The following is a 26352-nucleotide window of genomic DNA, read 5'->3' on the forward strand; positions in this document are numbered from 1 at the left end:
CATCTTAGAACCTTTTAAAACTAAACTTCAAATTTATAACCAACACCTTTTATAGTTTTAAAAAGGTCTTCTCCTATTTTTTCACGAAGTTTTCTGATATGAACATCGATTGTTCTTCCTCCCACTACTACTTCATTACCCCAAACTTTATCAAGGATTTCATCTCTTTTAAAAACTTTCCCTGGTTTTGAAGCTAACAAATAAAATAATTCGAATTCTTTTCTTGGTAAAGCGATCTCAACATTCCCCTTGATGATTTTATATTCTTCACGGTTAATCTCTATTCCGCCTACATTTATAGTATCACTTACTACTTCCTGTTCTTTTAACCTTCTTAACAAAGCCTTTACTTTGCTTACCAACAATTTAGGTTTTATTGGTTTGGTAATATAGTCATCGGCACCAGCATCAAACCCAGCAACTTGCGAATAATCCTCGCTTCTTGCGGTAAGAAATGTTATGATAACATTATTTAACTCCGGAATTTTTCTAATGTGTTCACAAGCTTCCATCCCATCCATTTCGGCCATCATAACATCCATAATGATTAATTCCGGCAATTCTTTCTGAGCTTTTGCAATCGCTTCTTTTCCGTTTGAAGCGGTTACAATCTGGTAGCCTTCCTGCGCAAGGTTATAGCCAACGATTTCTAAGATATCTGGTTCATCGTCAACTAATAAAATCTTGGTTTGTGTTTTTTTCATAAATAGCAAAATTGAGATTTTTACATCAAATTTTCTTCATTATATATTCGATGTTTTTTATTTCACAGCGTAAATATAGTAATAAAACAACCGTTAAAAATTGCGGTTAACGGTAATTTAATTTGGTAACAATTTGATAATCTTGACTACACAAAAACATAACAAGTCCCTAACATGAACTTTACAATGCGGTTCTTTCTTTGCACAAAAATAAATTAAACACAACACTGACAATGAAATTCAATTTAAAATTTCTATTAATCACATTATTTATCTGTTCAATTTCGATTGCGCAAAACAAAGGTACGATTTCTGGTGTATTAACCGATAAAGAAACTAATAATGAAGCACTTCCTTTTGCAAATGTTTTAATAAAAGGAACAAACATTAATGCCAACACTGACATTGACGGGAAATATTCGTTAAATGTAAATCCGGGAACTTATACTATTATTTTTAGTTTCGTAGGATATGAATCTGCAGAAAAACCAGTTACTGTAAAAGCAGGCGAAACAGTTACTGTTAATCAAGTCCTTTCATCAGGAAGTTATACTCTTAAAGATGTTGTTGTAAAATCTACGGCAAACAAAGAAAAAGAAACTGCTCTTTTACTAGATCAAAAAAACGCTGTTGTCATCAAACAAAGTATCGGTGCTCAGGAAATGTCAAGAAAAGGGGTTAGTGACGTTGAAGAAGGTTTAACAAAAGTAACCGGAATTACGAAAGTAGGTTCTAGAGGAATATTTGTTCGTGGTCTTGAAGATCGTTACAATAATTTATTAATCAATGATCTTGCTGCTCCTTCAAATAGTCCGTTTTCTAAAATTGTTCCTTTGGATTTGTTCCCAACAAACATTGTAGGAGTTATTGATGTTTACAAAACTTTCAACCCAAATATTTACGGAGATTTTGCTGGAGGAACTTTTAATATTCAAACTTCAAAACCAACAAAAAGCATTACGAAAATAAATATTGGAGCAGGATATACAACTGGAAACAGTTTCAAAGATTTCTTGCTTTCTGGAGATGCAGATAGTGCTGCAGGCTTTTTCGGATTTAACGGAAAAGACAGAGAACTACCAAGTTTCTTAGGAGAAACTGCCGGAAGAACAACTTTTACAACTGATCAGTCATTAAATTCTGTAAGCGGAGATAAAGGTTTTAACGTAAGTAAAAGTAAAAGCCCTCTTAACTCAAGTTTGAATTTTCTTCATGCAGAAAAATTTGACTTAAGTAATGACCGCAACATATCATATTTATTATCTCTTAATTTTGATAATAGCTATGCAGTTAGAGAAGGTGTTAACAGAACACTACAAACTCTTGGTGATAAATACAACAATGATTTCATCAATACTGAATATCGTTTTAAAACTAGTACTTCTGCTTTAGTAGGTGTAAACTATTCTGCTGAAAGATATAAATTGTCTTTTAACACTTTATACTTAAAAACAACATTAAACTCGATCTTAGATCAATACGGAGTTTTAAGCAACAACGGAATTGACAACAACTTCATCCGTACGAATCAATTAGATAAAACAGATTACTTAAATGCTCAGTTATTAGGAGAATACAATTTGACAGAAGATAAAAACCAAACTTTAAAAGGTGGTGTATCTTATGCAAATACAAAATATGGTCAGCCAGACAGAAAGTTCTATACTGGTACTCAGGAAACTGAAAACCAAATCAACACTTCGTATGGTGCAAACAATTTCTTACGTCAATATTTAACTGTTGATGGAAATGTATATGTTTCGGGATTATTAGAATACAACTTAAAATTTGGTAACGAAAAACAAAACAAACTGACTGTTGGTTATAACGGAAATGCCTCTAAAATGGAATCTTCTTACCGATTTGTTGCTAGTTACGGTAGTGCTTTTTCATCAAATGATATAAACAATATCGATAGCAAAATCACAACTGACATCAACAACAATTCTATGTATTTTGCTGAAAGTTCAAATGCAACTTACAAAGTAAAACTTAACGAAAGCGCTAATGCAGGTTACGCAAACTTACTTTGGAAATTTAATGATAAATTTGAACTAAACGGAGGTGTTAGAGTTGAAAGCACTATTAAAGAAACCTATTTCAGAACTTTAGGATCTTTTGATGATCCATTCAAATTAAAGAAATACAACAATCTTTATGTTTTACCATCTTTGAATTTGAAATACTTTGTAAACGAAACATCCAACATTCGTTTTGCTGCAAGTAAAACATACACAAAACCAGTTGTAATGGAATCTTTCCCGATCTCTTACATCAATGCAGATAATACTTCTACACAAGGAAATTCATTATTGAAAAATAGCGATAACTATAATGTTGATTTGAAATATGAATTATTCCCAACGTCAAAAGAAATGATAGCCTTTGGTGTTTTTGGAAAATATATTGACAATCCAATCGAAAGAACTTTTATTGCTAATGCAACATCTGGAACTGTAACTACTTTCTTAAATTCAGACAATGCAACTTTATACGGAGCAGAAGTTGAATTCCTTTTAGGACTAAACAGAATTAGTGATAATTTAGAGCATTTCTCTTTCGGATTGAATGCTTCTTTAATGTCAACCAAAGTAAATGTTGCAAAAACTTACGAATCTCAGGATGAGGATGGAATTGTTACTGTTAAAAATTCTATCGAAACACACCAAACAAGATCATTGCAAGGTGCATCAGACTGGTTAGTAAATTCTGATTTAAAATATGAATTTAATTTAGCTAAAGACTGGACAAATACTATGTCACTTGTTTATGGTGTATTCGGAAAAAGAATTTACGCAGTTGGAACAAATGGTCAGGATAACACTTACGAATTACCTGTATCTCAATTAGACTTTGTTTGGGGAAGTAAAATTTCAGAACATTTTGATGTGAAATTTACTGCAGACAACTTGTTAAACCCGGCAAGACAATTAGAATTCGGAAATAACGGAACAGTAAAAGTTGACGAACCATCTTTATTAGCAAACAGCTATAAAAAAGGAATTGGTTTTTCTTTAAAGGTAGGATACACTTTCTAAGACCTTATTTTACACACAAAATTAAAGCTCCATTATTTGGAGCTTTTTTTATTTAAACTTCTTAACATTTACTTCACATTATGATTATTTTTTGATAACCGTAATGTAATATTCAGATAACGCCTCACAATGATTTCCGTTCTAATTTTGACAAAAATAAAAACGAATAATACAACACAAAAACTATGAAAACTAAAATTCTTGCTTTAGCACTTGCTACAGGTTTATTTTTAAATTCTTGCTCAAGTAGTGATGATCCAACTCCTGTTACTCCACCTGCTACAGGTGAAATTTCAGGTACTATTACTGCAAACAAAACGTATGCTTACGGAAACTACACTTTAAAAGGAATTGTAAAAATCAATTCTGGTGTTACTGTAACTTTTGACGCTGGTTCTACAATTACTATCGATAAAGCTACTGGAGACAACGCTTTAGTTGTTTTGAATGGTGGAAAATTAATTACAAATGGTACTGCTGACAAACCAGTAGTATTTACAGAAAAATCTAAACTTCCAGGTTCTTGGGGTGGAATCATCATGTACGGTGATGCTCCTGCAAAAGTTGCTGGTGGAGGAACTTCTTCTACATCTGAAGATGGAAACAATATTTCTTACGGAGGAGCTAACCCAACTCATAATGGTGGTTCATTAGTTTACACAAGAGTAGAATATGCTGGATCTAAATTAGCAGACGGTAACAAAGAAAACAATGGTTTCACTTTTTACTCAGTAGGTTCTGGAACAGTTTTAGATCACTTAGTATCTTACAAAGGTGCTGATGACGGATTCGAATTCTTCGGAGGAACTGTAAGTATGACAAATGCTATTTCTTACGGAAATACTGATGACTCTTTTGACTGGCAAGATGGATGGCAAGGTCAAGCTAATACAAACTGGTATGCTTACCAAACTGGAAAAGGTAACTACGGAATGGAAATCGAGGCTTCTGCTAATGACAATGCTTTTGGACCAAAAGTTTCTAACATCACTTTAAAAAGAGAAGCTGGTAACGTTCCTGAAGGTGCAGACAACCAAGTTGATGCTTTCCAATTCAAAAGAGAAGGTAACGGAGAATACAGCAACATCATCATCGATGGTTACGGTAACTTCACAGTTCCAAACAGTACAACTACTTACAAAGGAAGTGCAGTTAGTATCTTGGATGCTGCTACAAACGATCACCAAGTGAAAACATCTAAAATTAAACTTTTAAATGTAAAAATTTCTAACACAACAAACGTTTTACCAATTGGTGCTACTGATGCTATCGTTGTTGCTTTCCCAGCTGGAACTTTCGTTCAAAGTTCTACAGCTACAGGAGCTTCATTAACAAATGGTAACTGGGCTACAGTTGACGGAGTTAGCTTAATCAAATAATTTACTTCGAACATAAATTGTTAAAAACATCCTAAATATTTAGGATGTTTTTTTTTGGCGTAATTTTTGTAATTTTTTTTGTATATTTACTTATCCAAATAAATGCGATGGCAAAAAATTACTTTTATATTACTTTCTTATTGGCTTTTTTCTTTACTGTAAGTGTCTCGGCACAAGACAGTAAGCAATTACCAAAAACTCAGGAAACTACTTCTATTGAGGGACTAAGCTTGTATCCTAATCCAGTGACAAACGGAAAAGTATACATCTCGACTAAAAACGACTTAGAAAAGGAAATCATTATATTTGATTTACTTGGTAAAAAAGTACTCCAAATACATTTAAGTTCAAGAGAATTAAACGTTGCAGATTTAACTCCCGGCGTTTACATCATTAAAATAAGCGAAGAAAATGCTTCCGCAACACGAAAGCTAATCATTCGATAAAAACATAAAAGCTCCTTTAACCGGGAGCTTTTTTTATGCTCAGTATTCTACCTTTATATTCAGTCAATATTTTACTTTTACAAATTTCACATAGACTGAACGCTTAATGGGCAAGCAAAAAACTGAACACTGAACACTAAAAAACAATATCTTTGCACAAAAAAAGTTTTGATTACAGCCAACGATATATTTACCATTTCAAGTCAGAAACAATTTGAAAAAATAGCACTAAAAGTGTTTCGTTTTCAGCATGAGAACAACAAAGTATATCGTGATTTCTGTGATTTCCTGAAAGTCAATCCACAACAGGTAAAATCACTAAAACAAATTCCCTTTTTACCTATACAGTTTTTTAAAAGTCACGAAGTGGTTTCTAATTCAGATTTTCCGCAGGTTACTTTTACCAGCAGTGGTACAACCGGAATGATTACAAGCAGACATTTAGTGACCGATGTTTCCCTATATGAGGAAAGTTACCGCAATGGATTTTCTCAATTTTATGGCAATATCGAAGATTACGTTGTTTTAGCCCTTTTGCCGTCCTATCTCGAACGCGACGGCTCTTCGTTAATCTACATGGTCGAAGATTTAATAAAACTATCCAATCAGCCTGAAAGCGGGTTTTATTTACACAATCACGACGACCTAATTAAAAAACTAACCGAATTAGACGAATCTGGTCAGAATGTCATTTTAATTGGTGTTACTTATGCATTATTAGATTTAATCGAAAAGCATCAATTTCAGCTTCAAAATACCATTATCATGGAAACCGGAGGAATGAAAGGCAAACGTAAAGAAATGATTCGTGAAGAACTTCACGAGCTACTTTGCAAAGGTTTTGGCGTTTCATCTATTCATTCAGAATACGGAATGACGGAACTCCTTGCACAAGCTTATTCTTTAGGAGACGGGATTTTCGAATGTCCTTCCTGGATGAACATTTTAATACGCGATCCTGAAGACGCGCTAACTTATGTAAACGACGGAAAAACTGGCGGAATAAATGTTATTGATTTGGCCAACATCAATTCTTGTTCTTTTATTGCAACACAGGATTTAGGTAAAAAATATCCCAACAACTCTTTCGAGGTATTGGGACGTTTTGATAATTCTGATATTCGTGGTTGTAACCTAATGGTTCTTTAATGTTTAATCGTTGATTTGGTTAATCGTTTAATCGATAATATGGCTATTGTAAATTCACTGCATTAATCAAACGTTCCTACGTAACGTATAACTACAAACTACATTTTAATTCCACTACCAACGAAGCATTCTTACGGAATGATTTTTTTCAATAAAAAAATCCCAACATTCTTTTCGAACATTGGGATTTATATATTTAATTTAAAAGATTCTGATAATCGATTAAACAATTAATCGATTAAACAATTAACCGATTAAACAGTTAAATCTTTTAAACTACACGAATTACAAAATAATTTTTCTTTCCGCTTTGTAACAGCACAAATTGATTATTAATTAAATCATTTGCAGTCAGAACGAAATCTTCTTTTATTTTTTCTCTGTTTACAGAAATTGAATTTGCTGCTAACGCTCTTCTTGCCTCTCCGTTTGATTTAAAGAAACCCGTTTTATCATTTAAAACAGTAATAATTTCCAAACCGTTTTCTAAATCAGTTTTTGCGATTTCAGCTTGCGGAACTCCGTCAAAAACCTCTAAAAAAGTTTTCTCATCCAATTGCTTTAAATCTTCTGCAGTCGAATTTCCAAACAAGATATTTGACGCCTGAATTGCTTTTTCTAATTCCTCTTTGCTGTGAACAAAAATTGTAATTTCTTCAGCAAGTTTTCTTTGTAAAACTCTTAAATGTGGCGCTGCTTTGTGTTCTTCTATTAAAGCATCAATAGTTTCTTTATCTAAGAAAGTAAAGATTTTAATATATTTTTCTGCATCTACATCTGTAGCATTCACCCAAAACTGGTAAAATTTATAAACAGAAGTTTTATCTGCATCCAACCAAACATTTCCCCCTTCAGATTTTCCGAATTTAGATCCGTCCGCTTTTGTAATTAATGGTGTTGTTAATGCAAAAGCTTTTGCATTCTCTCCTCCCATTCTACGAACTAATTCTGTACCCGTGGTAATATTTCCCCATTGGTCAGAACCTCCCATTTGCAAAAGGCAGTTGTTGTTTTTATATAAATGATAAAAATCGTAACCCTGAATTAATTGATACGTGAATTCTGTGAAAGACATTCCTTCACCTTCTCCGTTAATTCTTTTCTTAACAGAATCCTTCGCCATCATATAATTTACCGTAATACGTTTTCCAACTTCACGGGCAAAATCAATAAACGAGAATTCTTTCATCCAATCATAGTTATTTACCATAATTGGAGCGTTTGGTTCACTTGAATTAAAGTCTAAGAAACGAGACAGAACGCTTTTAATTCCTGCAACGTTTTTAGCCAAAGTTTCTTCGTTCAGCAAATTTCTTTCGTCAGATTTCCCGGAAGGATCACCAATCATTCCGGTCGCGCCGCCCACAAGAGCAACTGGCTGATGACCAAAATTCTTTAAATGAACCAATAAAATAATCTGAACCATACTGCCTATGTGCAGCGAATCTGCCGTTGGATCAAAACCAATATATGCTGCAGTTACCTCTTTTAGCAATTGTTCTTCCGTTCCTGGCATGCTATCATGGTACAAACCGCGCCACTTTAATTCTTCAACTAGATTCTTCATTTTTATAAATATTTTGTGCAAATATAATTAATGGCAATCGCAATATCAAAAAAACAATTTTAATGTCAATATCAAAAAGCAATAAGAATATCGATTTCAAACAAAAACTCAGAACCTTAGAAAAACCTTTGCAACTTTGTATCTCTGTAACTTTGCTCCTTTAAAGCAAAAACTTATATTTACAGAATGGTATTAGTAACTGGAGGAACAGGTTTAGTGGGTTCGCATTTATTGCTTCATTTAATTGAAAATGGAGAAAATGTTCGGGCTATTTACCGAAACAAAAGCAACATTCAAAAAACAAAAACGGTTTTTGAGTTCTATAAAAAAGAAGATTTATTTGAAAAAATAAATTGGCTTGAAGCCGATATTTTAGACGTTCCTTCGCTAGAAACTGCCTTTGTCGGAATTGACTTTGTATATCATTGTGCCGCTTTAATTTCATTTGACCCCAAAGATGAAGATGCACTTCGAAAAACCAATATTGAAGGAACAGCAAACATGGTTAATTTTTCGATTGCCAAAGAGGTTAAGAAATTTTGTTTTGTAAGTTCAATCGCGGCTTTAGGAGATTTGGCTCCGCACGAAAAGTATATTACCGAAGAAACAGACTGGAATCCCGAGAAACCACACAGCGATTATGCTATTTCTAAATATGGTGCCGAAATGGAAGTTTGGCGCGCCGTACAAGAAGGACTGAATATTATTATTGTAAATCCGGGCGTTATTTTAGGACCTTTCTTTAAAACAAAAAACCTACAACAAGGAAGCGCAGAATTGTATAAAAAAGTAGCAAACGGACTTTCGTTTTATACTTTGGGAAGCACTGGATTTATTTCGGTAAATGATGTCGTAAAAACCACTTTTCAATTAATGAAAAGCGAAATCAAAAACGAACGTTTTACATTAATTACCGAGAATATTGTCTTTCAGGATATACTGAATACTATTGCAGATACCTTGAAAGTAAAACGACCTCATAGACATGCAAAACCATTGTTTATGAATCTGCTCTGGATGATTGATGGAATTTACTCTACTTTATTTTTTCAAAAAAGAAGTCTTACAAAAGCTACTGCAAAAGCGTCTTATTCTAAGAGTTTATACTCAAATGAAAAAATAAAAACCGCTCTGGGAGCGGTTTTTCAGGATGTACATTTGTATATAAAAGAAGTTTCAAAACTATAAAACTATCTTCTTGAATGCATAGCTCTTTGCAGAGAATCTACATTTAATATTTTTGCCTTCTTAGTCTCTTCATCTTTTAGTGCAGGACTAGCTTTTTTATTTTTATTGGCTTTCGCTGCTTTCTTTTCATCAATCTTAACAAGAGAATCTGCTGCACGCTGTTCTACAGCAATTCGCTTTCCAACCTCGTCAAACATATCTTTGTATTTCTCGTAATCTGCCGCATAATAAATATTACTTTGCGCAAACTGCAAACTGTCTACTTTATATTTTTTTAAAACAAACTTTTTGGGATCTGAATCTACCGAATCTAAAGACAATGGATTTTGATATTTCATTGCTTCCAGAATCGATAAATCATACATAATATCAATCATTTTCTTGCGCTCAATAAGTCCCTTTGGCTCTTTTACCAAATCTTTTTTACAACTTACAGAAAGCATCAAAACCAATATTATAAATACAAAATTCTTCATTCTAGCTTTTTATCTGTCAAACAATAATCTTTTTCCGGCGCGAATATCTTTTACTTTAAAGTTATTATACACCATTTCGCCATTTACAAAAGTATGAGTAATTCTGGATTTGAAAGCCATATTTTCAAATGGAGACCATCCGCATTTGTATAAAATATTGTCTTGATTTACACTCCACGGAAGGCTTGGATTTACAATTACTAAATCAGCAAAATAACCTTCTTTAATAAAACCTCTTTTTTCAATTTTGAAAATCTTAGCCGGATTGTGGCACATTTTCTCCACGATTTTCTCCACAGTAATTTTCCCTTGGTGATGCGCTTCAAACATTGCTACAACAGCATGCTGTACTAGCGGACCTCCAGATGGCGCTTTCAAATATGATTGTTGTTTTTCTTCTTTTGTATGCGGCGCGTGATCTGTTGCAATAACATCAATACGACCGTCATTTAAAGCTTTCCAAAGTTCAGCACGATCTTCAGCAGTCTTTACAGCCGGATTCCATTTAATGAAATTTCCTTTTGTTTTATAATCTTCATCCGTAAACCATAAATGATGAACACAAACTTCAGCAGTGATTTTTTTATCTTCTAATGGAATTTTATTGGTAAACAATTCCATTTCTTTTGCTGTGGAAAGGTGAAATATATGAAGCCTTGCTCCTGTTTTCTTTGCCAGTGCCACCGCTTTTGATGATGAAATATAACAAGCCTCAGCACTTCTGATTAAATTGTGTGCCGTTACCGGAACATCTTCACCATATTGTTCTTTAAAAGCTGCAAGATTATTTTGAATTGTAGTTTCATCTTCACAATGAACTGCAATTAACATTGGTGTACTTGAAAAGATTCTTTCTAAAGTCGCTTCATTATCCACCAACATATTTCCTGTAGAAGAACCTAGAAAAATCTTAATACCCGCAACATTTTTAGGATTTGTTTTCAAAACTTCTTCCAGATTATCATTTGTTGCACCCATCATAAAAGAATAATTGGCAAATGATTTCTCGGCAGCGATCTGATATTTATCTTCAAGTATTTCCTGAGTCACAGCGTTTGGCACTGTATTCGGCTGCTCGATAAAAGAGGTAATTCCTCCTGCAACAGCCGCTCTCGATTCTGATTCTATATCTCCTTTATGTGTTAAACCAGGCTCTCTAAAATGTACCTGATCATCAATCGCACCCGGCATTAAATAATTTCCTTCGGCATCTATAACAATACAATCGGATGTTTTTAGACTTATGCTGTCTGCAACCTCAACAATCAAATCATTTTCTATCAGGACATCACCTTCAAAAATAGATCCTTCGTTTACAATTTTAGCATTTTTAATTAAAATCCTGTTCATCGTCTTTTATTTATAGTGTATTGAATAATTTTTTTAATCGAAGAGAAATCACTCCAAGTATAGCTTCTTTAATAATAGCATTGCTCATTTTAGAAACTCCTTTTGTTCGGTCTGTAAAAATAATCGGGACTTCAGATATCTCAAATTTACCACAATAAGTTCTATATTTCATTTCAATTTGAAATGCATATCCAACAAATTTAATTTTATTCAGATTTATCTTTTCTAAAACCTCTCTTTTGTAACAAACAAAACCAGCTGTAGCATCATGAATTTTCATTCCGGTAATAAATTTTACATATACCGAAGCAAAATAAGACATTAAAACACGGCTTAAAGGCCAGTTTACCACATTTACTCCAGTTACATAACGAGATCCAACGGCAAGATCAGCGCCTCCAAAATGGCAGGCGTCGTATAGTTTTTCTAAATCATTAGGATTGTGCGAAAAGTCGGCATCCATTTCAAAAATAAAATCGTACTTGCGTTCCAGAGCCCACTTAAAACCATGAACATAGGCAGTTCCTAAACCGGCTTTTTTGGCTCTTTTTTCCAGAAATAATCTTCCCGGATATTCTTCCTGCAAGGCAATTACTTTATTTGCGGTGTGATCGGGCGAATTATCGTCGATTATTAAAAGATGAAAAGGTTTATGTTGCGAAAGCACAGCTCTTACAATACTTTCAATATTTTCGATTTCGTTGTAAGTTGGTATTATTACAATACTATCATTCATTTTTAAAGGGTAATTTCAACGCAAAAGTAAACTTTTTATAGCATTTGACTCATAATAAATGTATAATAAAAGTATTGAGACAAAAAATTACTAATTTTGTGACGTTATGATTGAACAACTTACCCCCAGAATACTAGAAAATAAAGATTGGGCCACATTATTATTTGTGATCACCTTTGCTGTTGTCGCAATGACAAAATCGGCTTATGAAACTCGATTTAGCGAATTCAGCAAGCTTATTTTTTCGGATAAATATGCCAAAATTTACCGCGATAACAACCATATGAAAAGCAGTTTTACGGTTGGTTTGTTTTTCGTACAAATCGTTTCGTTTGCTTTCTTCATTCAATTAAGTATGAGCGTTTTTGGATATGCCTCCAAAACCGACTGGGTTTTATTTATTCAGATTGCGACGGTGCTGTTATATTTTATTTTAGCCAAATATCTGGTGGAGAAAATTGTAGCAACTTCATTCAATATTGATGAGTTTGTCGACCTTTTTAACTTACAAAAAGTCACTTACAGAACTTATATTGGCGTTTTGATCCTGCCTATCAATGCAGTTTTGTTTTATTATGACGGAATTCCAAAAAGTATACCGCTCGCAATCATAGCGATTTCACTGTGTATCAGCTTATATTCCTATTTTATTTCAATTAAAACGTATCAAAATGCAATAATCAGTAAGTTGTTTTATTTTATTTTATATCTTTGCGCTCTTGAAATAGCCCCTTATTATTTTCTCTATTACTGGATAACAAAAGGGAGTGCTTAGAAAATATTTATAATATGAAAGTGAAAACAATTTTGGTGTCACAGCCTGAACCTAAAGTGGAGAATTCTCCTTACTTTGAGCTCCAACAAAAACACAAAATAAAAATTGATTTCAGACCATTTATTCATGTGGAAGGGGTTAGCGCAAAGGAGATTCGATTACAAAAAATCGATCTTAATCACTATACTGCGATCATTTTAACAAGTCGAAATGCTGTAGATCATTTTTTTAGAGTGGCTGATGAAATGCGTTACAAAGTTCCTGAAGGATTGAAATATTTTTGTCAATCTGAAGCAGTTGCGTTTTACCTGCAAAAATATGTAGTGTACAGAAAACGTAAAATTTATGTAGGAGCAAAAGATTTTGCAGATTTATCACCTCTTATTAAAAAATACAAAGACGAGAAGTTCTTGTTACCAGCATCTGACCAATTGAATGCAGACGCACCAGTAACACTGAATAACTTAAAAGTAGATTGGGCACAAGCTGTTTTTTACAAAACTGTAATGAGCGACCTGTCTGATTTGGCTGATGTATATTATGATGTGTTAGCATTTTTTAGCCCAACTGGAATTAAATCATTGTTTAAAAATTTCCCTGATTTTAAACAAAATAATACCAGAATAGCAGTATTTGGAAGCACAACTCAAAAAGAAGCATTAGATCATGGTTTAAGAATCGATATTCTTGCTCCAACACCTGAAACTCCTTCTATGACAATGGCGCTTGAAAAATATATTGCCGAAGTAAACAAAGGAAAATAAACCTAAGAATATAAAAATATTTAAATTCCAAATTCCAAACTAATCACTTGGGATTTGGAATTTTTCTTTTTACAGCAATTCCACTCTAAAGCCTCCCAAGGTTGAAACCTTGGGCTATGTTTTTTTCCCTGTTTTGGAATTTCAATATAAAGTTTCCTCTCCTCATTTCGGAATTTGGAATTTAAATATTGGAATTTCCTTTTTCCCAAAAACTGCAACTACTAGGCCTCCCAAGGTTGAAACCTTACGCTATATTTTCTCTTCCCGTTTTGGAATTTGGAATTTAAATATTGAAATTTTCTTTTTGCAAAAACTGCAACTACTAGGTCTCCCAAGCTTGAAACCTTAGGCTATATTCTTCCCTCCGTTTTGGAATTTGGAATTTCAACATTGGAATTTCAATTTTTCATAGCATTTTGATTACATTTGATTTCTATTTAGACCCCAAATCACTTAAAATAGTTTCAAATTACAAGTTATGAAAATCAATTCCCTAATAATTGAAATTGACGGTATCGACAAAGAGATTCTCCGTTATTTAATGGAAGATGCCCGAAAGCCAATTCTGCAAATTGCTAACAAAATAGGAATTTCCGGAGCAGCCATTCACCAGCGTTTAAAAAAACTGGAACAATCCGGTGTTATCTCCGGCTCTAAGTTTACCGTAAACCCAAAAGTTCTTGGCTACAACACGATGGCATTTATTGGCGTTTATCTGGATAAAGCTTCCCGAAACTCTGAAGCCGTAAAAGACCTTAGAAAAATCCCTGAAGTCCTGGAATGTCACTATACAACCGGAAACTGGTCTGTATTAATCAAAATCATCTGCCGCGACAACGAACACCTGATGCAGCTTTTAAATACCAAAATTCAGGCTATTGAAGGCGTTTCCAGAACAGAAACTTTTATTTCACTGGATCAGCAAATTGACAGACAGATTCAGCTTTAGAATTAGAGAATGTGTCAATTTGAAAATTAGATAATTTTAGTACAATGATAAACCTCCGGGCCGAATACAAAATTTTACTGTTTTATATACCTTACTTTGCAATAACATTTATTCAGGAAGAAATACATCCAACCGGTCACTGTGCTCCCGGCCCTGGACTTTTATTATTTCTGCTTTCAATTCCGGTAAGTATTCTATTAACTGTAATTCTTGCTATTCTCTATTACAAAACCAAAAACAAGCAATATTTAAACAGCATTTTTATTACAGGCGGAATCTGGATTGTTGTACTATTTATTCTAAGTTTTTATAATATATAAAAAAACAAAACCCGACAGGTTTAAACCTGTCGGGTTTACTATAAATTATCAAATTGTCAAATTATCTCATTGACACATTATCAAAACTGTCACATTAATAAATTAATTCCTCCTGCTTCCCGAATAAATCGAGATATAGTACAACAACGTTGCTATAGAACCAATCGCAGCCACAACATACGTTCTTGCTGCCCATTTTAAAGCATCTTTTGCTCCGGCCTGTTCTTCTTGCGTTAACATATGTTTATTTTCCAGCCAGGCAAGTGCTCTGTTACTTGCATCGTATTCTACTGGCAAAGTAATGATCGAAAACAAAGTTGTTGCAGCAAAAATCACAATTCCAATTAATAACAATTGCGGAAAAGTTCTGATCATTAGAATTCCGGCAATCAAAATCCACTGTACATAATTTGAGGCAACGCTTACAATCGGAACCAATTTTGAACGCATTGTTAGCCATTCGTAACCAATTGCGTGTTGTACGGCGTGTCCGCATTCATGTGCTGCCACTGCTGCCGCTGCCGCATTACGATGATTGTAAACCGCTTCACTTAAATTCACCGTTTTATCTGATGGATTATAATGATCTGTTAACTGTCCCGGAGTCGAGATTACACGTACATCTGTAATGCCATTATCAGCCAGCATTTTTTCAGCGATTTCCGCACCGCTCATTCCGTTTCGCAATTGCAGTTTAGAATATAATTCGAATTTACTTTTTAGTTTTGAACTTACCAGCCAGCTAAATAACATTATAGCTCCGGCAATTATTAAATATCCACTTCCCATATTTAAATGTTTTTAGATTGATTTTTAAATTTACAAAACAAACTGCAAATTACGAACCATTTTAACAAAATGACATTTTGACATTTTTTGTCATAAAAAAAGCTTTACAAACCTGCAAAGCTTTCTGATTTAAAATTCTAATTGATTATTGACCTCTTCAAACTTTTCAATCAGACTATTAATTTTTGCTTGTTGTTTTTTAATTTGTTTCGGGCGAATATAAAACCAGTTAAACAACATCCAAAGCAATGTTATTCCGTATGCTAAACTTGCACCCAAAACACTCATTCTAATCGCATATTCATACATATACAAAGCAATTCCTGTTCCCAATAAAATAAAGTATAAATTAAGTACTGAAGATTGTACAAATTGTTGTTTTTTTCTAATTGAAATTAATTTTTGCAAGTAATCATGATTGGTTTGCGTTGCGTCAACATCCTTATAAGTTCCCAACAAACGATTGTAAGCTGTAACATACATCACCATTGCCAAAATCACCAAAACAATTCCAATTTTTGTAGTGATAAATTGTGGTTGATAATAATACCAGATAAAAATAATAAAAGTACTGGTGGCAAAAAGCAAAATATTGGTCATCCATAAACTGCGTACACCTGCCTTTTTAAATTGTTTTAACCTCACCAACAAATCTTCGATATTGGGCTGACTTACGGATTGCTTTTTCCATAAATCTTTGAAGTCTATATTATCGTTGTCCATTTTCTTTAAATTTTTGAGTCAGTTTTTCTTTTATTCTGTGAATTTTCACCCGTACATTAGCCTCAGAAAGTCCGACAATTTTTGCGATTTCAGCCTGTTTCACTTCTTCGAGTTCCAGTGAAATTATGATACGATCGGTTTCCGGCAATTCTGCAATGCATTGATACAAAAACTGAATCTGTGGTTCTATTGATTGTTGTTTTTCTTCGGTGAGATGAATAGGTAAATCTGATTTTGGAAAGCGCTTTTGCTTTTCAATCTGCCTCAGACAATTATTGGAAGCGATTCTAAAAATCCAGGTTCCTATAGCCGATTCATTTCTAAAAGTATCCAGCTTTTGCCACACAATTATAAACGTTTCCTGAGCCAAATCCTGCGCCACGTCATGGTCGTTTACAAAACCCATACAAAGCCTGAATATTCGATCCCAATACGTTTTATAAATTTGTTCAAATTCCATTTTTACTATTTAAGAAATTGTTTAATATGTGACAAATACCATTCTGTATCGTCGTACATTATAAAATGCAATCCTTTATTCGCATATTGAAAACTGGCTGTTTTCAGGTTTTTATATTGCCCTTCGATTGCCGGTTTTAAATTTATAAAATAAGATTCTAATAAAACCAGCGTCGGACATTTTATGTCAGAAATTTTTTCTCTTAAATCAACATTAAAAAAGTCACAATACATTTGTCCGAAGGTATTTCGATCTGATTTTACACTCCATTCCACCACCGTTTCCAGTTTTGACGTATCTGCCAAAAATCTTGGCATTGTCTTTTTCTGCATCTCATAAAACTGAGTATCGGTCATTGAAGTCATTTGCGTTACCGTTGAAGAACAGTCTATATTTTCGTTTGATTTAAAAGAAGCATCACTTAAAGCTGCCAGACAAGGCAATGCATCTACAACAACAATTTTACTAATCAATTCCGGATAATCGGCCGCAATAGCAAGCGCTAAACCTCCACCCATACTATGACCAATTAAGATTGGTTTTTCGATTTTGTTCGTTTTTATATAATTCGCGATTTCGGTTTTCCAGTTTTCAAACGAAGCATTTGGCTGTGGTTTTACCCCGGCAAAACCTGCCATTGTAAGAGTGTAACAAGTATAATCTTTTTCTAATGTGGTTTTGGTTTCATTCCAAACTTCTCCAGAAGAAGCAAATCCGGGAATGAATATAATGGATTGTTTTCCTTTTCCGGTTTTTAAAACTTCAAACGGATATTGTTTTGTCTGTGCAAAAACATTTAAACATAATGCTGAGAATAAGAATGCGATAACTAAGATGATATACTTTTTCATTTTTAATAGTTTTAAGTTGTTAAATTAAATCGGATCCGTCCTTTTGATACGACAACTATTAAAATGTTACAACTAAAATTAAAAATTCAATAAAAAAATTTCAAATCCCAATGTTGACGGAGGAAATTCCAATATTAAAATTCCAAATTCCAATACCTATAATGTGTTTTTTAACCACAAAGTGCGCGAAGGTTTACGCAAAGAACGCAAGTTTTTTTTGCTCGTAAAAGATATAAGTTCGCAAAGCTTTCTTCAATCTTGTCAGTCTGAGCGAAGTCGAAGACCACGAAAGTAGCTCTACAAAGATTGGCGATTTTGATCGCGGGTCTTCGACTTCGCTCAGATTGACAAAGCAACACGAAATTTCAGCCACAAATTACACGAATTACCCGAATTAAATTTGTGAAAATTAGTGCAATTCGTCGCGAAAAAACAAAGCACAAAAAAAATCCCAAACCCAATTAAGAATTGGAATTTGGAATTTTTTATATTGGAATTTAAAAATAATTACCCCACAAGGTTGATTATTTTTCCAGGAACAATAATTACTTTATTTGGCGTTCTGCCATCTAATTGTTTTTGAGTCCTTTCGTCTTTCATAATGATTTCCTCGATTTGTGCTGCCGTTAAATCTAAAGGCAATTCGATTGTGAAACGCATTTTTCCGTTGAAAGAAACTGGATATTCTTTACTGCTTTCTACTAAATGACTAGCATCAAAAATTGGGAACGCTACTTCAGAAATTGAAGTTGTGTATCCTAATTGTGACCATAATTCTTCAGCGATATGTGGTGCATAAGGCGAAACCAAAATTGCTAATGGCTCTAAAATAGCACGTGAATGACAATTTTGAGTAGACAATTCGTTTACACAAATCATAAACTGAGAAACCGAAGTATTGAAAGAGAAATTCTCGATATCTTCTGCTACTTTTTTGATTGTTTTATGTAAAGATTTTAAGTTGTCTTTTGTTGGCTCGTCGTTGTTTACGATTAAACCATTATCATCAAAATACAATCTCCATAGTTTTTTAAGGAAACCAAAAACTCCCGAAATTCCAGCAGTATTCCAAGGTTTTGCTTGCTCTAACGGCCCTAAAAACATTTCGTACAAACGTAATGTATCAGCACCATATTCATTACAAATATCATCTGGAGTCACTACATTGTATTTCGATTTTGACATTTTTTCAACTTCACGACCTACAATGTATTTTCCGTTTTCCAAAATGAATTCAGCATCATTATATTCTGGACGCCATTTCTTATATTCATCAAGATTTAGTTCATCTGATGCATTAACCAAATTGACATCAACAGGTAAATGATATTGAATGTTAAATGTTATTTCATATCCTTCGATATTATCTAAAACTCCAGGATTTTTTTCAATTAGCCTTTCAATTGTACTATAAACAATTTCAGATTTTTCATCTCTAACAAAGTATTTAATCTCAGATTTTTCATTAGAAATTGTAAAATTGCCTAATAAATTTTTCGAAATAAATATCGGTGGCAAAGCCCTTCCTTTACGAAGCATTTCTGTTTTATCGCTACTCATAATTGATGGAATAACTCTATAAACAAAAGCACTAGTCCCCAAAATCATTCCCTGATTAATCAGTTTTTTGAATGGTTCTTCGGTTGGGGCGAAACCTTTGTCTTTTAAGAATTTGTTCCAGAAACGAGAATATAATAAGTGTCCGGTTGCGTGTTCGCTACCACCAATATATAAATCTACACTTTCCCAATATTTCAATGCTTCTGCCGATGCCATTTCATTTTCATTGTGCGCATCCATATAACGCATCCAATACCATGAACTTCCTGCCCATCCCGGCATTGTATTTAATTCAAGAGGAAAAATCGAAACATTATCAACCAAATCAGTATTAACAACCTTGTTTTTGTTGGTATCCCAAGCCCAAACGGCAGCATTTCCTAATGGAGGAAGTCCGTCTTCAGTTGGTAAATATTTTTCTACTTCAGGTAAAATAATTGGCAAGTGTTGTGCATCAATCATTTTTGGAAGTCCATTCACATAATAAACCGGGAATGGCTCACCCCAATAACGCTGACGAGAGAAAACAGCATCACGCAAACGGTAATTTGTTTTTCCTGATCCTTGTCCAATTTTCTCCAATGCTGTAATTGCAGCCTGAGTAGCTTCTTTATAATTTAATCCGTTTAAGAAATCCGAATTTGCGATTTCAACGTTGTCTTTTGATCCGTAAGCAGTTTCAGAAATATCAACATTTGCGAAAATGTTTTTGATTTCCTGCATTCCGTTCTGACCTTTAAAGAAATTTGCAAAAGCATAATCTCTTTCGTCACCGCAAGGAACTGCCATAACCGCTCCTGTTCCGTAACCTGCCAAAACATAATCTCCAATCCAAACCGGAATTGCTTCTTTTGTAAACGGATGTTCTGCATAAGCTCCTGTAAATACACCAGAAATCGTTTTTACATCGGCCATACGCTCACGCTCAGAACGTTTTGACGTTTTTTCGATATACGCTTCAACCGCTTCTTTTTGTTCCGGAGTTGTAATTTTAGCCACCAAATCGTGTTCTGGTGCCAAAGTCATAAAAGTCACTCCGAAAATGGTATCAGGACGAGTTGTGAAAACTGAAATAGTTTCTGGTTGTTGGTTGTTGGTTGTTGGCACTACATTGAAAGTTACCATAGCACCAACCGATTTTCCGATCCAGTTTCTTTGCGATTCTTTGATAGATTCGCTCCAGTCAATATCATTTAAACCCTGAAGCAAACGCTCTGCATAAGCAGAAATTCGCATACTCCATTGTGTCATTTTTTTACGAATAACAGGGAATCCTCCACGCTCAGAAACTCCGTTTACGATTTCATCATTTGCCAAAACAGTTCCTAAACCGGGACACCAGTTTACTTCTGTTTCTGCCAAATAAGTCAATCTATATTGCAAAAGGATTTTTTCTTTTTGATCTTCAGAATAAGAATTCCATTCCGCAGCAGAAAAAATGACAACATTATCGTCGCAAACTGCTTCTACCAATGCATTTCCTTCTTCTTCAAAAACTTTTACAAGCTCAGTAATATCAAATGCTTTTCCTTGTTTTTTGCAATACCAAGAATTGAATAATTGGATAAAAATCCATTGTGTATGTTTGTAATAATCGGGATTTGAGGTACGCACTTCACGCGCCCAGTCAAATGAAAATCCGATTTTATCTAATTGTTTTCTGTATCCTGCAATTTCTTTTCCTTCTTTATCTACTCCACCGTCAATATTTACACGTGTCGTATCTTCCGGACGTTGCCCTGTCTGAATTGCGTATTGCTCCGCCGGCAATCCAAAACTGTCATAACCCATTGGATGCAAAACATTGAATCCCTGATGTCTCTTGAAACGAGAATAAACATCTGAAGCAATATACCCCAGCGGATGCCCAACGTGCAGTCCTGCTCCTGACGGATAAGGAAACATATCTAAAACATAATGCTTCGGTTTTTCAGAATTGTTTTTTGCAGCAAAAGTTTGATTTTCTGCCCAATATTTCTGCCATTTGGCGTCTATTTCGTTTGGATTGTATTTCATTCCTTGTTTATATTTTTTATTTTAATGGAGTCATGCTTTCGCTTCCTCAAGTCATTTTAAGTGACTAAGATTCTAAGTGACTAAGGTTCTAAGGCTTTTCACTAAATTAATTATGGCGCAAATTTACATTTATTGCGCATTGTACCAAAGCTATTTCACTGACAAACAAATAAAATAACATTTTACGTATTTACAATTAAGTAAAAATACGTATTATTGCAAGACTTTAATACTTATTTGCTACGAAGTAGATGGCAGAAAATAAAAAATACAATATCGAAGTCCGCGTTTGGATTGAGGAAGCTGAGGGGGCTTTTTTGGGAATTGGTAAAATCTGGCTTCTTGAAAATATCAAGAAAACCGGCTCCATTACCAATGCCGCAAAAGAAATGAAAATGGCGTATCGTCAGGCATGGCAATTGGTTGAAGAAATGAATCAGCGTGCTGAGAGTCCGTTGGTAGAAAAACTTCTTGGCGGAAAAGGTGGCGGAGGTGCACGATTGACAGAGGCAGGAGAAAAAGCGATTACGGTTTTTTATGAAGTAGAAAAACGTATTAAAGATTTTGCGCAAAAAGAAACTCAGAATTTGAAGTTTTAATTATTTATTTTCCTGCAAGGTTTTCAAAACCTTGTAGGTATTTTGGTTGAAGATTCACTAAAAAAAGGTTTTGAAAACTTTACATTTATTTGCAGTCGCAAAAAAGCACACCTACAAGGTTTTAAAAACCTTGGAGGAGAGCCAATGAATCAATTATTAAATTATCAAGATTAGATTATGATTTTGATTATGATTTTGATCATGCTTTATATATCAAAAAAGAACTTTTTTTGTACAACCAAAGATAACCAACCAAAACTATTTTTTTAATTTTCAGTATTCATTTAAAAACATACTGAATTTAACAGCCCAGAACCATGAACCAAAAACTATTTTTATTTTTTGTTTTTATAAGCCTGAAAAGTTTTTCTCAAGTCCAAAATTCAAAAACACATCAAGACAGTATTAAAAAAGAAGAACTGAATGAAATTGTCATAACAGCTTCCCGACGTTCTGAAAATCTGATGCATTCGCCAATAAGTATCGAGCAATTAAAATCGGCAGAAGCAAAAAAAATGGGTTCGCCAAGTATTTATGAAGCACTCGAAAATGTAAAAGGCGTTCAGATTATTACGCCGAGTTTGGGGTTTAAAGTCATCAATACAAGAGGTTTTGCCAATTCGACCAATGTAAGATTTGCGCAATTGGTAGATGGAATCGATAATCAGGCACCTCATTTGGGTGCTCCAATTGCAAACGCTTTGGGCGCAAATGATTTGGATATTGATAAAATCGAAATTATTCCGGGAACTGCCGCTGCTTTATATGGAATGAACGCCATAAATGGTTTGGCAAATATTCAGACCAAAAATCCTTTTGAATATGAAGGTGTTGCCATTCAGCAATTAACCGGTGTTAATCATGTTGGAAATATTGATCGCTTTTCACCGAAAATATACTCTCAGTTTAATTTAAGGTTTGCAAAAGTTATTAGTCCAAAATTTGCTTTCAAAGTAAATGCTTCAACAACCGGCGTAACAGATTGGGTTGCAGACGACAGAACCGATTTGGCTCCAAATGCAAATGCTTCAACCAATTTATTTGGAGCTGACAATCCCGCTTACGATGAAGTGAATGGCTACGGAAATGAATCTGCCAATAGAAAAACATTAAACTTAAACGGCAAAAACTATGTTGTTGCCAGAACAGGTTATCGCGAAACTGATATTTCAGACTATGGAATTAAAAATTATAAAGCAGATCTTGGTTTGTATTTCCGTCCGAAAAAAGGTCATGAATTGGCGTTGACTTATAAAACCGCATTAATCAATACGATTTACCAACGTTCGAACCGATTTAGATTAGACAATTATACTTTAAATCAATTTGCTGCAGATTATCATACACCGGTTTTTCAGGTAAAAGCATACGCTACAACCGAGAATACCGGAGATTCATACAATATGCGTTCGCTCGCTGAAAACATGGATCGCGCTTATAAATCTGATGATAAATGGTTTGCCGATTACAGCACCGCTTATAAAAAAGCAATTACAAATGGCGCAACAGTTGCCGATGCCCATAGAATGGCGAGAACACAAACCGATCAGGACAGATTTTTACCCGGAACTGACGTTTACGAAACCAAAAAAGCAGAATTAATCGACATCAACAATTGGGATATTGGCGCAGCTTTGCGTGTAAAATCGACTTTGGTTCATGGCGAAGGATTGATTAATTGGGACAAAGCTTTTGCTTCTTTCTTCAATAAAATTGAAACCAAATTATTAAGTGGAGTCGATTACAGAAACTATATTATTATTCCCGACGGAAATTACTTCATCAATCCTGTTCGTGCTGATGAAAATTTAACGTATCAAAAAACAGGTGCATTTACACAATTAACAAAAGCCTTTTTTGCTGATAAATTAAGTTTAGGTGCAACAATCAGAATGGATAAAGCGGATCATTTTGAAGCGAAATTTACGCCCCAGTTTACAGTAGTTTATTCTCCAAAGGAAACAGTAAGTTTTAGAACTTCGTACCAAACAGGATATCGATTCCCAAGTATTTTTGAAGGTTTCCCGAATGTTAATTCCGGTGGTGTAAAACGTGTTGGCGGTTTGCGAATCATGTCGGATGGCATTTTCGAAAACTCTTATACAAAAGCTTCAATCGATAAATTTCAGGCACAAGTAAACAGCGATGTAAATAGTGCTGGTTTGACTCAGGTGCAAGCCATCGAAAAAAATAAAAATACAATTCAAAAAAATCCTTATACGTATTTAGAACCTGAATTTGTAAAATCGTTTGAGGTTGGTTTTAGAGGAATGGCTTTAAACAAAAATCTTTTTATCGATGCCGATTTCTATTATAACTCTTATAAAAATTTCATCGCTCAGGTCGAAGCAAGCGTTCCAAATACAACAGATATAAACCTGATTCCGACTGCTTTATACTCAAAAAACACACAAAGTCGTTACAGACTTTGGACGAATTCTAAAAGTAAAATCTACAATTATGGCGGAAGTTTGGGCTTAAAATATCGTTTTGATACTACTTTCAGCGCTTTGACCAATCTTACTTATACCAAACTCGACCGAACGGACGACAAAGATGGTTTAGAAGACGGATTCAACACCCCGGAATTTAACGTAAATGGGACTTTGATCGCGCAAAACATCTGGAAAAGTCTTGGCGCAAGTGTTACAGCGCGTTATCAAAATAATTTCGATTATGTTTCTTTCTTAGTCAGCGGAACTGTTCCAGCTTATTGGACGATGGATGCGCAGGTAAATTATAGTTTCAAAAAAGGAATCTCAGCAAAATTGGGCGGTACCAATATTTTGAATAAACCTTACACTTCAATTTTAGGCGGACCATCAACTGGCGGATTGTATTATTTATCACTGGTTTGGGAAATGGGTAAAATTTAATTAATTAAAATAAGGTTCTAAGGCACTAAGATTCTAAGTTGCTAAGGCTCTCAGTTTTTGCTTTATTAACTTATAAATATTTTAGCCAGAGATTAAAGGATTCGTACAGATTTTAAATCATTTTCAATCCTTTAATCAGTGGCTATTCACTTTTTACATTGCGAATTTTGCGCAAAACCTTACGCACTTTGCGGTTAATAAACTATTTTTATTCAATATGGAATTGTACTTTTATAGTATAAAAGTTCGTTAATAACTTTAAATAAAGAAATTCTTTATTATTTTTACCACATAATTTAAGCAGACTATGAGTTCTAACTTTGATAAATTTCAAAAGCGCAGGTTAATTTCCTCTTATTTTTCGGTAGTATTAAGTGTTTTCTTGGTTTTATTCCTTTTGGGAGTACTGGGATTATTCATTATTAATTCTAAAAAACTGGCTAACGATTTTAAAGAAAAAATCGCAATGACGGTTTTCTTTAAAAATGAGGCTAATGATAGTGTTATCAAAGCATTTAATACCGAGCTAAAAAGAGCGCCTTTTGCAAAATCTTATGTTTATGTTTCTAAAGAAAAAGCTGCAAAAGAGCATACCGATATCATTGGAGAAGATTTCTTAACTTTTCTTGGTGAGAACCCATTACTAAATTCATACGACATTCACTTAAAAGCGGATTATGTTGAAAGAGACAGTATTTCTAAAATTGAAAGCAGCTTACGTCAAAACACCATGATTGAAGATATTGTTTATGACAAACAATTGGTAAATCTGGTAAACGACAATATCAAAAAAGTAAGTATGTGGATTTTAATTATCAGTGGTTTTCTAGCCATAATTGCTGTTTTATTAATTAATAGTTCACTGCGTTTATCTATACACTCTAATCGTTTTATCATCAAAACTATGCAAATGGTTGGCGCTACAAAATCGTTTATTCGTAAGCCTTTTGTAACCCGCAGTATAAAACTTGGAATGTTAGGTGCAGCATTAGCAATTATTGCATTAATCGCACTTTTACTTTATGTAGAAACTAATTTCCCTGGCTTAGGAATCCTGGAAGACAAAGTCTTAATCGGTTTAGTTTTATTAGCCGTTTTTGGTTTAGGAGTTTTAATTACATGGGTAAGCACACACTTTGCAACACAACGTTTCCTTAATTTAAGAACAGACGATCTTTATTAATTTTAGTCCCGAAGTTTCGGGATTGATTTCTGATTGCAGATTTTCGATTAAAAAAGCCTTCTTCCGAAGTCTCGGAACGCTCAGGCAGACAAATAGTTAAAATACACTTTGATCTGATTCAAAGTATAAAAATATAAAAATGAAAAATAGTAATACTAACGAACAACAAGACAAACACGAATTTCTTTTTGACAGCATCAATTACAAAATCTTACTGATTGGTATTGCTGTTATCGCATTAGGATTTATTTTGATGTCTGGCGGAGGAAGTAATGATCCAAATGTTTTTAATGAAGATGTTTTCAACTTTAGACGTATTCGTTTAGCACCAACAACTGTTTTAATTGGTTTTGGAATTACGATTTATTCTATTTTCAAAAAATCTAAATAGACTCATTTTAGACTTGCTTAGACATTTTAGACCTTTAGATTATCTAGATAATCTTGAAAAAAT

Annotated in this window: 23 protein-coding genes; 13 read left to right on the forward strand and 10 right to left on the reverse strand. The window is 33.9% G+C overall.

From position 1 onward, the window contains the following. Nucleotides 1-20: 20 nt before the first annotated feature. Nucleotides 21-704: a response regulator transcription factor gene (locus KHA98_RS20865; RefSeq protein ID WP_213259928.1), complete on the reverse strand. Its 684-nt coding sequence runs from the start codon at nucleotides 702-704 to the stop codon at nucleotides 21-23. A gap of 233 nt (nucleotides 705-937) precedes the next feature. Here KHA98_RS20865 and KHA98_RS20870 point away from each other — a divergent pair, with 233 nt between their 5' ends. The 4 genes from KHA98_RS20870 (at nucleotide 938) to KHA98_RS20885 (ending at nucleotide 6716) form a co-directional block, all read left to right on the forward strand. Further along, nucleotides 938-3742 carry a TonB-dependent receptor gene (locus KHA98_RS20870; RefSeq protein ID WP_213259929.1) on the forward strand — a complete coding sequence of 935 codons (2805 nt, stop codon included), beginning with the start codon at nucleotides 938-940 and terminating at the stop codon, nucleotides 3740-3742. Nucleotides 3743-3927: 185 nt separating this feature from the next. Then, entirely contained in the window at nucleotides 3928-5121 is a 1194-nt protein-coding gene (locus KHA98_RS20875; RefSeq protein ID WP_213259930.1) for a hypothetical protein, read from the forward strand. Between the two features lie 107 nt (nucleotides 5122-5228). After that, entirely contained in the window at nucleotides 5229-5567 is a 339-nt protein-coding gene (locus KHA98_RS20880) for a T9SS type A sorting domain-containing protein (RefSeq protein ID WP_213259931.1), read from the forward strand. 168 nt (nucleotides 5568-5735) lie between these two features. Next, nucleotides 5736-6716, forward strand: a complete 981-nt coding sequence (locus KHA98_RS20885; RefSeq protein WP_213259932.1) for a LuxE/PaaK family acyltransferase — start codon at nucleotides 5736-5738, stop codon at nucleotides 6714-6716. A gap of 271 nt (nucleotides 6717-6987) precedes the next feature. On the opposite strand, the gene tyrS is transcribed toward KHA98_RS20885, so the two are convergent. Beyond that, nucleotides 6988-8283 (reverse strand): tyrosine--tRNA ligase, encoded by a 1296-nt coding sequence (tyrS, locus tag KHA98_RS20890; RefSeq protein WP_213259933.1) that lies wholly within the window; start codon nucleotides 8281-8283, stop codon nucleotides 6988-6990. Between the two features lie 186 nt (nucleotides 8284-8469). On the opposite strand from tyrS, the gene KHA98_RS20895 reads away from it, so the two are divergent. Beyond that, nucleotides 8470-9471 (forward strand): NAD-dependent epimerase/dehydratase family protein, encoded by a 1002-nt coding sequence (locus tag KHA98_RS20895; RefSeq protein WP_213259934.1) that lies wholly within the window; start codon nucleotides 8470-8472, stop codon nucleotides 9469-9471. Nucleotides 9472-9473: 2 nt separating this feature from the next. On the opposite strand, the gene KHA98_RS20900 is transcribed toward KHA98_RS20895, so the two are convergent. The 3 genes from KHA98_RS20900 to KHA98_RS20910 are packed head-to-tail and all read right to left on the reverse strand — an operon-like array spanning nucleotide 9474 to nucleotide 12033. Beyond that, the gene (locus tag KHA98_RS20900; protein ID WP_213259935.1) at nucleotides 9474-9947 is read right to left on the reverse strand and encodes a DUF4296 domain-containing protein; all 474 of its coding nucleotides are present in this window, start codon (nucleotides 9945-9947) and stop codon (nucleotides 9474-9476) included. Nucleotides 9948-9956: 9 nt separating this feature from the next. Further along, a complete protein-coding gene (locus tag KHA98_RS20905; protein WP_213259936.1) occupies nucleotides 9957-11297 on the reverse strand; it encodes a dihydroorotase in 1341 nt (446 codons plus the stop codon). Nucleotides 11298-11307: 10 nt separating this feature from the next. Next, nucleotides 11308-12033 carry a polyprenol monophosphomannose synthase gene (locus KHA98_RS20910; protein ID WP_213259937.1) on the reverse strand — a complete coding sequence of 242 codons (726 nt, stop codon included), beginning with the start codon at nucleotides 12031-12033 and terminating at the stop codon, nucleotides 11308-11310. A 106-nt stretch (nucleotides 12034-12139) separates the two neighbouring features. Here KHA98_RS20910 and KHA98_RS20915 point away from each other — a divergent pair, with 106 nt between their 5' ends. From KHA98_RS20915 to KHA98_RS20930, 4 genes are all read left to right on the forward strand, one after another. Next, nucleotides 12140-12808 carry a DUF4271 domain-containing protein gene (locus tag KHA98_RS20915; RefSeq protein WP_213259938.1) on the forward strand — a complete coding sequence of 223 codons (669 nt, stop codon included), beginning with the start codon at nucleotides 12140-12142 and terminating at the stop codon, nucleotides 12806-12808. A gap of 14 nt (nucleotides 12809-12822) precedes the next feature. Continuing rightward, nucleotides 12823-13572, forward strand: a complete 750-nt coding sequence (locus tag KHA98_RS20920) for a uroporphyrinogen-III synthase (RefSeq protein ID WP_213259939.1) — start codon at nucleotides 12823-12825, stop codon at nucleotides 13570-13572. A 478-nt stretch (nucleotides 13573-14050) separates the two neighbouring features. Continuing rightward, entirely contained in the window at nucleotides 14051-14521 is a 471-nt protein-coding gene (locus KHA98_RS20925) for an Lrp/AsnC family transcriptional regulator (RefSeq protein WP_213259940.1), read from the forward strand. 44 nt (nucleotides 14522-14565) lie between these two features. After that, nucleotides 14566-14841: a hypothetical protein gene (locus KHA98_RS20930; protein WP_213259941.1), complete on the forward strand. Its 276-nt coding sequence runs from the start codon at nucleotides 14566-14568 to the stop codon at nucleotides 14839-14841. 102 nt (nucleotides 14842-14943) lie between these two features. Here the strand turns inward: KHA98_RS20930 and KHA98_RS20935 are convergent, their stop codons facing one another. The 5 genes from KHA98_RS20935 to KHA98_RS20955 all read right to left on the reverse strand — a co-directional run bounded on the left by KHA98_RS20935 (nucleotide 14944) and on the right by KHA98_RS20955 (nucleotide 21240). Next, nucleotides 14944-15630, reverse strand: a complete 687-nt coding sequence (locus tag KHA98_RS20935) for a zinc metallopeptidase (RefSeq protein WP_213259942.1) — start codon at nucleotides 15628-15630, stop codon at nucleotides 14944-14946. 129 nt (nucleotides 15631-15759) lie between these two features. Continuing rightward, entirely contained in the window at nucleotides 15760-16353 is a 594-nt protein-coding gene (locus KHA98_RS20940; protein WP_213259943.1) for a hypothetical protein, read from the reverse strand. Continuing rightward, nucleotides 16340-16813: an RNA polymerase sigma factor gene (locus KHA98_RS20945; protein ID WP_213259944.1), complete on the reverse strand. Its 474-nt coding sequence runs from the start codon at nucleotides 16811-16813 to the stop codon at nucleotides 16340-16342. Before KHA98_RS20945 ends, KHA98_RS20940 begins: the two co-directional genes overlap by 14 nt. Nucleotides 16814-16818: 5 nt before the next feature. Beyond that, a complete protein-coding gene (locus tag KHA98_RS20950) occupies nucleotides 16819-17664 on the reverse strand; it encodes an alpha/beta fold hydrolase (protein WP_213259945.1) in 846 nt (281 codons plus the stop codon). A gap of 507 nt (nucleotides 17665-18171) precedes the next feature. Continuing rightward, nucleotides 18172-21240 (reverse strand): leucine--tRNA ligase, encoded by a 3069-nt coding sequence (locus KHA98_RS20955; RefSeq protein ID WP_213259946.1) that lies wholly within the window; start codon nucleotides 21238-21240, stop codon nucleotides 18172-18174. 251 nt (nucleotides 21241-21491) lie between these two features. Here KHA98_RS20955 and KHA98_RS20960 point away from each other — a divergent pair, with 251 nt between their 5' ends. The 4 genes from KHA98_RS20960 to KHA98_RS20975 all read left to right on the forward strand — a co-directional run bounded on the left by KHA98_RS20960 (nucleotide 21492) and on the right by KHA98_RS20975 (nucleotide 26289). After that, the gene (locus KHA98_RS20960) at nucleotides 21492-21839 is read left to right on the forward strand and encodes a winged helix-turn-helix domain-containing protein (protein WP_213259947.1); all 348 of its coding nucleotides are present in this window, start codon (nucleotides 21492-21494) and stop codon (nucleotides 21837-21839) included. A gap of 317 nt (nucleotides 21840-22156) precedes the next feature. Continuing rightward, entirely contained in the window at nucleotides 22157-24715 is a 2559-nt protein-coding gene (locus KHA98_RS20965) for a TonB-dependent receptor (RefSeq protein WP_213259948.1), read from the forward strand. Nucleotides 24716-25022: 307 nt separating this feature from the next. Then, nucleotides 25023-25898: a cell division protein FtsX gene (locus tag KHA98_RS20970; protein ID WP_213259949.1), complete on the forward strand. Its 876-nt coding sequence runs from the start codon at nucleotides 25023-25025 to the stop codon at nucleotides 25896-25898. Between the two features lie 139 nt (nucleotides 25899-26037). After that, nucleotides 26038-26289, forward strand: a complete 252-nt coding sequence (locus tag KHA98_RS20975; RefSeq protein WP_213259950.1) for a DUF3098 domain-containing protein — start codon at nucleotides 26038-26040, stop codon at nucleotides 26287-26289. Nucleotides 26290-26352: the final 63 nt, after the last annotated feature.

This window comes from Flavobacterium branchiicola (assembly GCF_018383905.1).
Taxonomy (GTDB): domain Bacteria; phylum Bacteroidota; class Bacteroidia; order Flavobacteriales; family Flavobacteriaceae; genus Flavobacterium; species Flavobacterium branchiicola.

Coding starts and splice junctions, on each gene's coding strand:
- KHA98_RS20865 (WP_213259928.1), bottom strand. CDS start 704: ATGAAAAAAACACAAACCAAGATTTTATTAGTTGACGATGAACCAGAT.
- KHA98_RS20870 (WP_213259929.1), top strand. CDS start 938: ATGAAATTCAATTTAAAATTTCTATTAATCACATTATTTATCTGTTCA.
- KHA98_RS20875 (WP_213259930.1), top strand. CDS start 3,928: ATGAAAACTAAAATTCTTGCTTTAGCACTTGCTACAGGTTTATTTTTA.
- KHA98_RS20880 (WP_213259931.1), top strand. CDS start 5,229: ATGGCAAAAAATTACTTTTATATTACTTTCTTATTGGCTTTTTTCTTT.
- tyrS (WP_213259933.1), bottom strand. CDS start 8,283: ATGAAGAATCTAGTTGAAGAATTAAAGTGGCGCGGTTTGTACCATGAT.
- KHA98_RS20895 (WP_213259934.1), top strand. CDS start 8,470: ATGGTATTAGTAACTGGAGGAACAGGTTTAGTGGGTTCGCATTTATTG.
- KHA98_RS20900 (WP_213259935.1), bottom strand. CDS start 9,947: ATGAAGAATTTTGTATTTATAATATTGGTTTTGATGCTTTCTGTAAGT.
- KHA98_RS20905 (WP_213259936.1), bottom strand. CDS start 11,297: ATGAACAGGATTTTAATTAAAAATGCTAAAATTGTAAACGAAGGATCT.
- KHA98_RS20910 (WP_213259937.1), bottom strand. CDS start 12,033: ATGAATGATAGTATTGTAATAATACCAACTTACAACGAAATCGAAAAT.
- KHA98_RS20915 (WP_213259938.1), top strand. CDS start 12,140: ATGATTGAACAACTTACCCCCAGAATACTAGAAAATAAAGATTGGGCC.
- KHA98_RS20920 (WP_213259939.1), top strand. CDS start 12,823: ATGAAAGTGAAAACAATTTTGGTGTCACAGCCTGAACCTAAAGTGGAG.
- KHA98_RS20925 (WP_213259940.1), top strand. CDS start 14,051: ATGAAAATCAATTCCCTAATAATTGAAATTGACGGTATCGACAAAGAG.
- KHA98_RS20930 (WP_213259941.1), top strand. CDS start 14,566: ATGATAAACCTCCGGGCCGAATACAAAATTTTACTGTTTTATATACCT.
- KHA98_RS20935 (WP_213259942.1), bottom strand. CDS start 15,630: ATGGGAAGTGGATATTTAATAATTGCCGGAGCTATAATGTTATTTAGC.
- KHA98_RS20940 (WP_213259943.1), bottom strand. CDS start 16,353: ATGGACAACGATAATATAGACTTCAAAGATTTATGGAAAAAGCAATCC.
- KHA98_RS20945 (WP_213259944.1), bottom strand. CDS start 16,813: ATGGAATTTGAACAAATTTATAAAACGTATTGGGATCGAATATTCAGG.
- KHA98_RS20950 (WP_213259945.1), bottom strand. CDS start 17,664: ATGAAAAAGTATATCATCTTAGTTATCGCATTCTTATTCTCAGCATTA.
- KHA98_RS20955 (WP_213259946.1), bottom strand. CDS start 21,240: ATGAAATACAATCCAAACGAAATAGACGCCAAATGGCAGAAATATTGG.
- KHA98_RS20960 (WP_213259947.1), top strand. CDS start 21,492: ATGGCAGAAAATAAAAAATACAATATCGAAGTCCGCGTTTGGATTGAG.
- KHA98_RS20965 (WP_213259948.1), top strand. CDS start 22,157: ATGAACCAAAAACTATTTTTATTTTTTGTTTTTATAAGCCTGAAAAGT.
- KHA98_RS20970 (WP_213259949.1), top strand. CDS start 25,023: ATGAGTTCTAACTTTGATAAATTTCAAAAGCGCAGGTTAATTTCCTCT.
- KHA98_RS20975 (WP_213259950.1), top strand. CDS start 26,038: ATGAAAAATAGTAATACTAACGAACAACAAGACAAACACGAATTTCTT.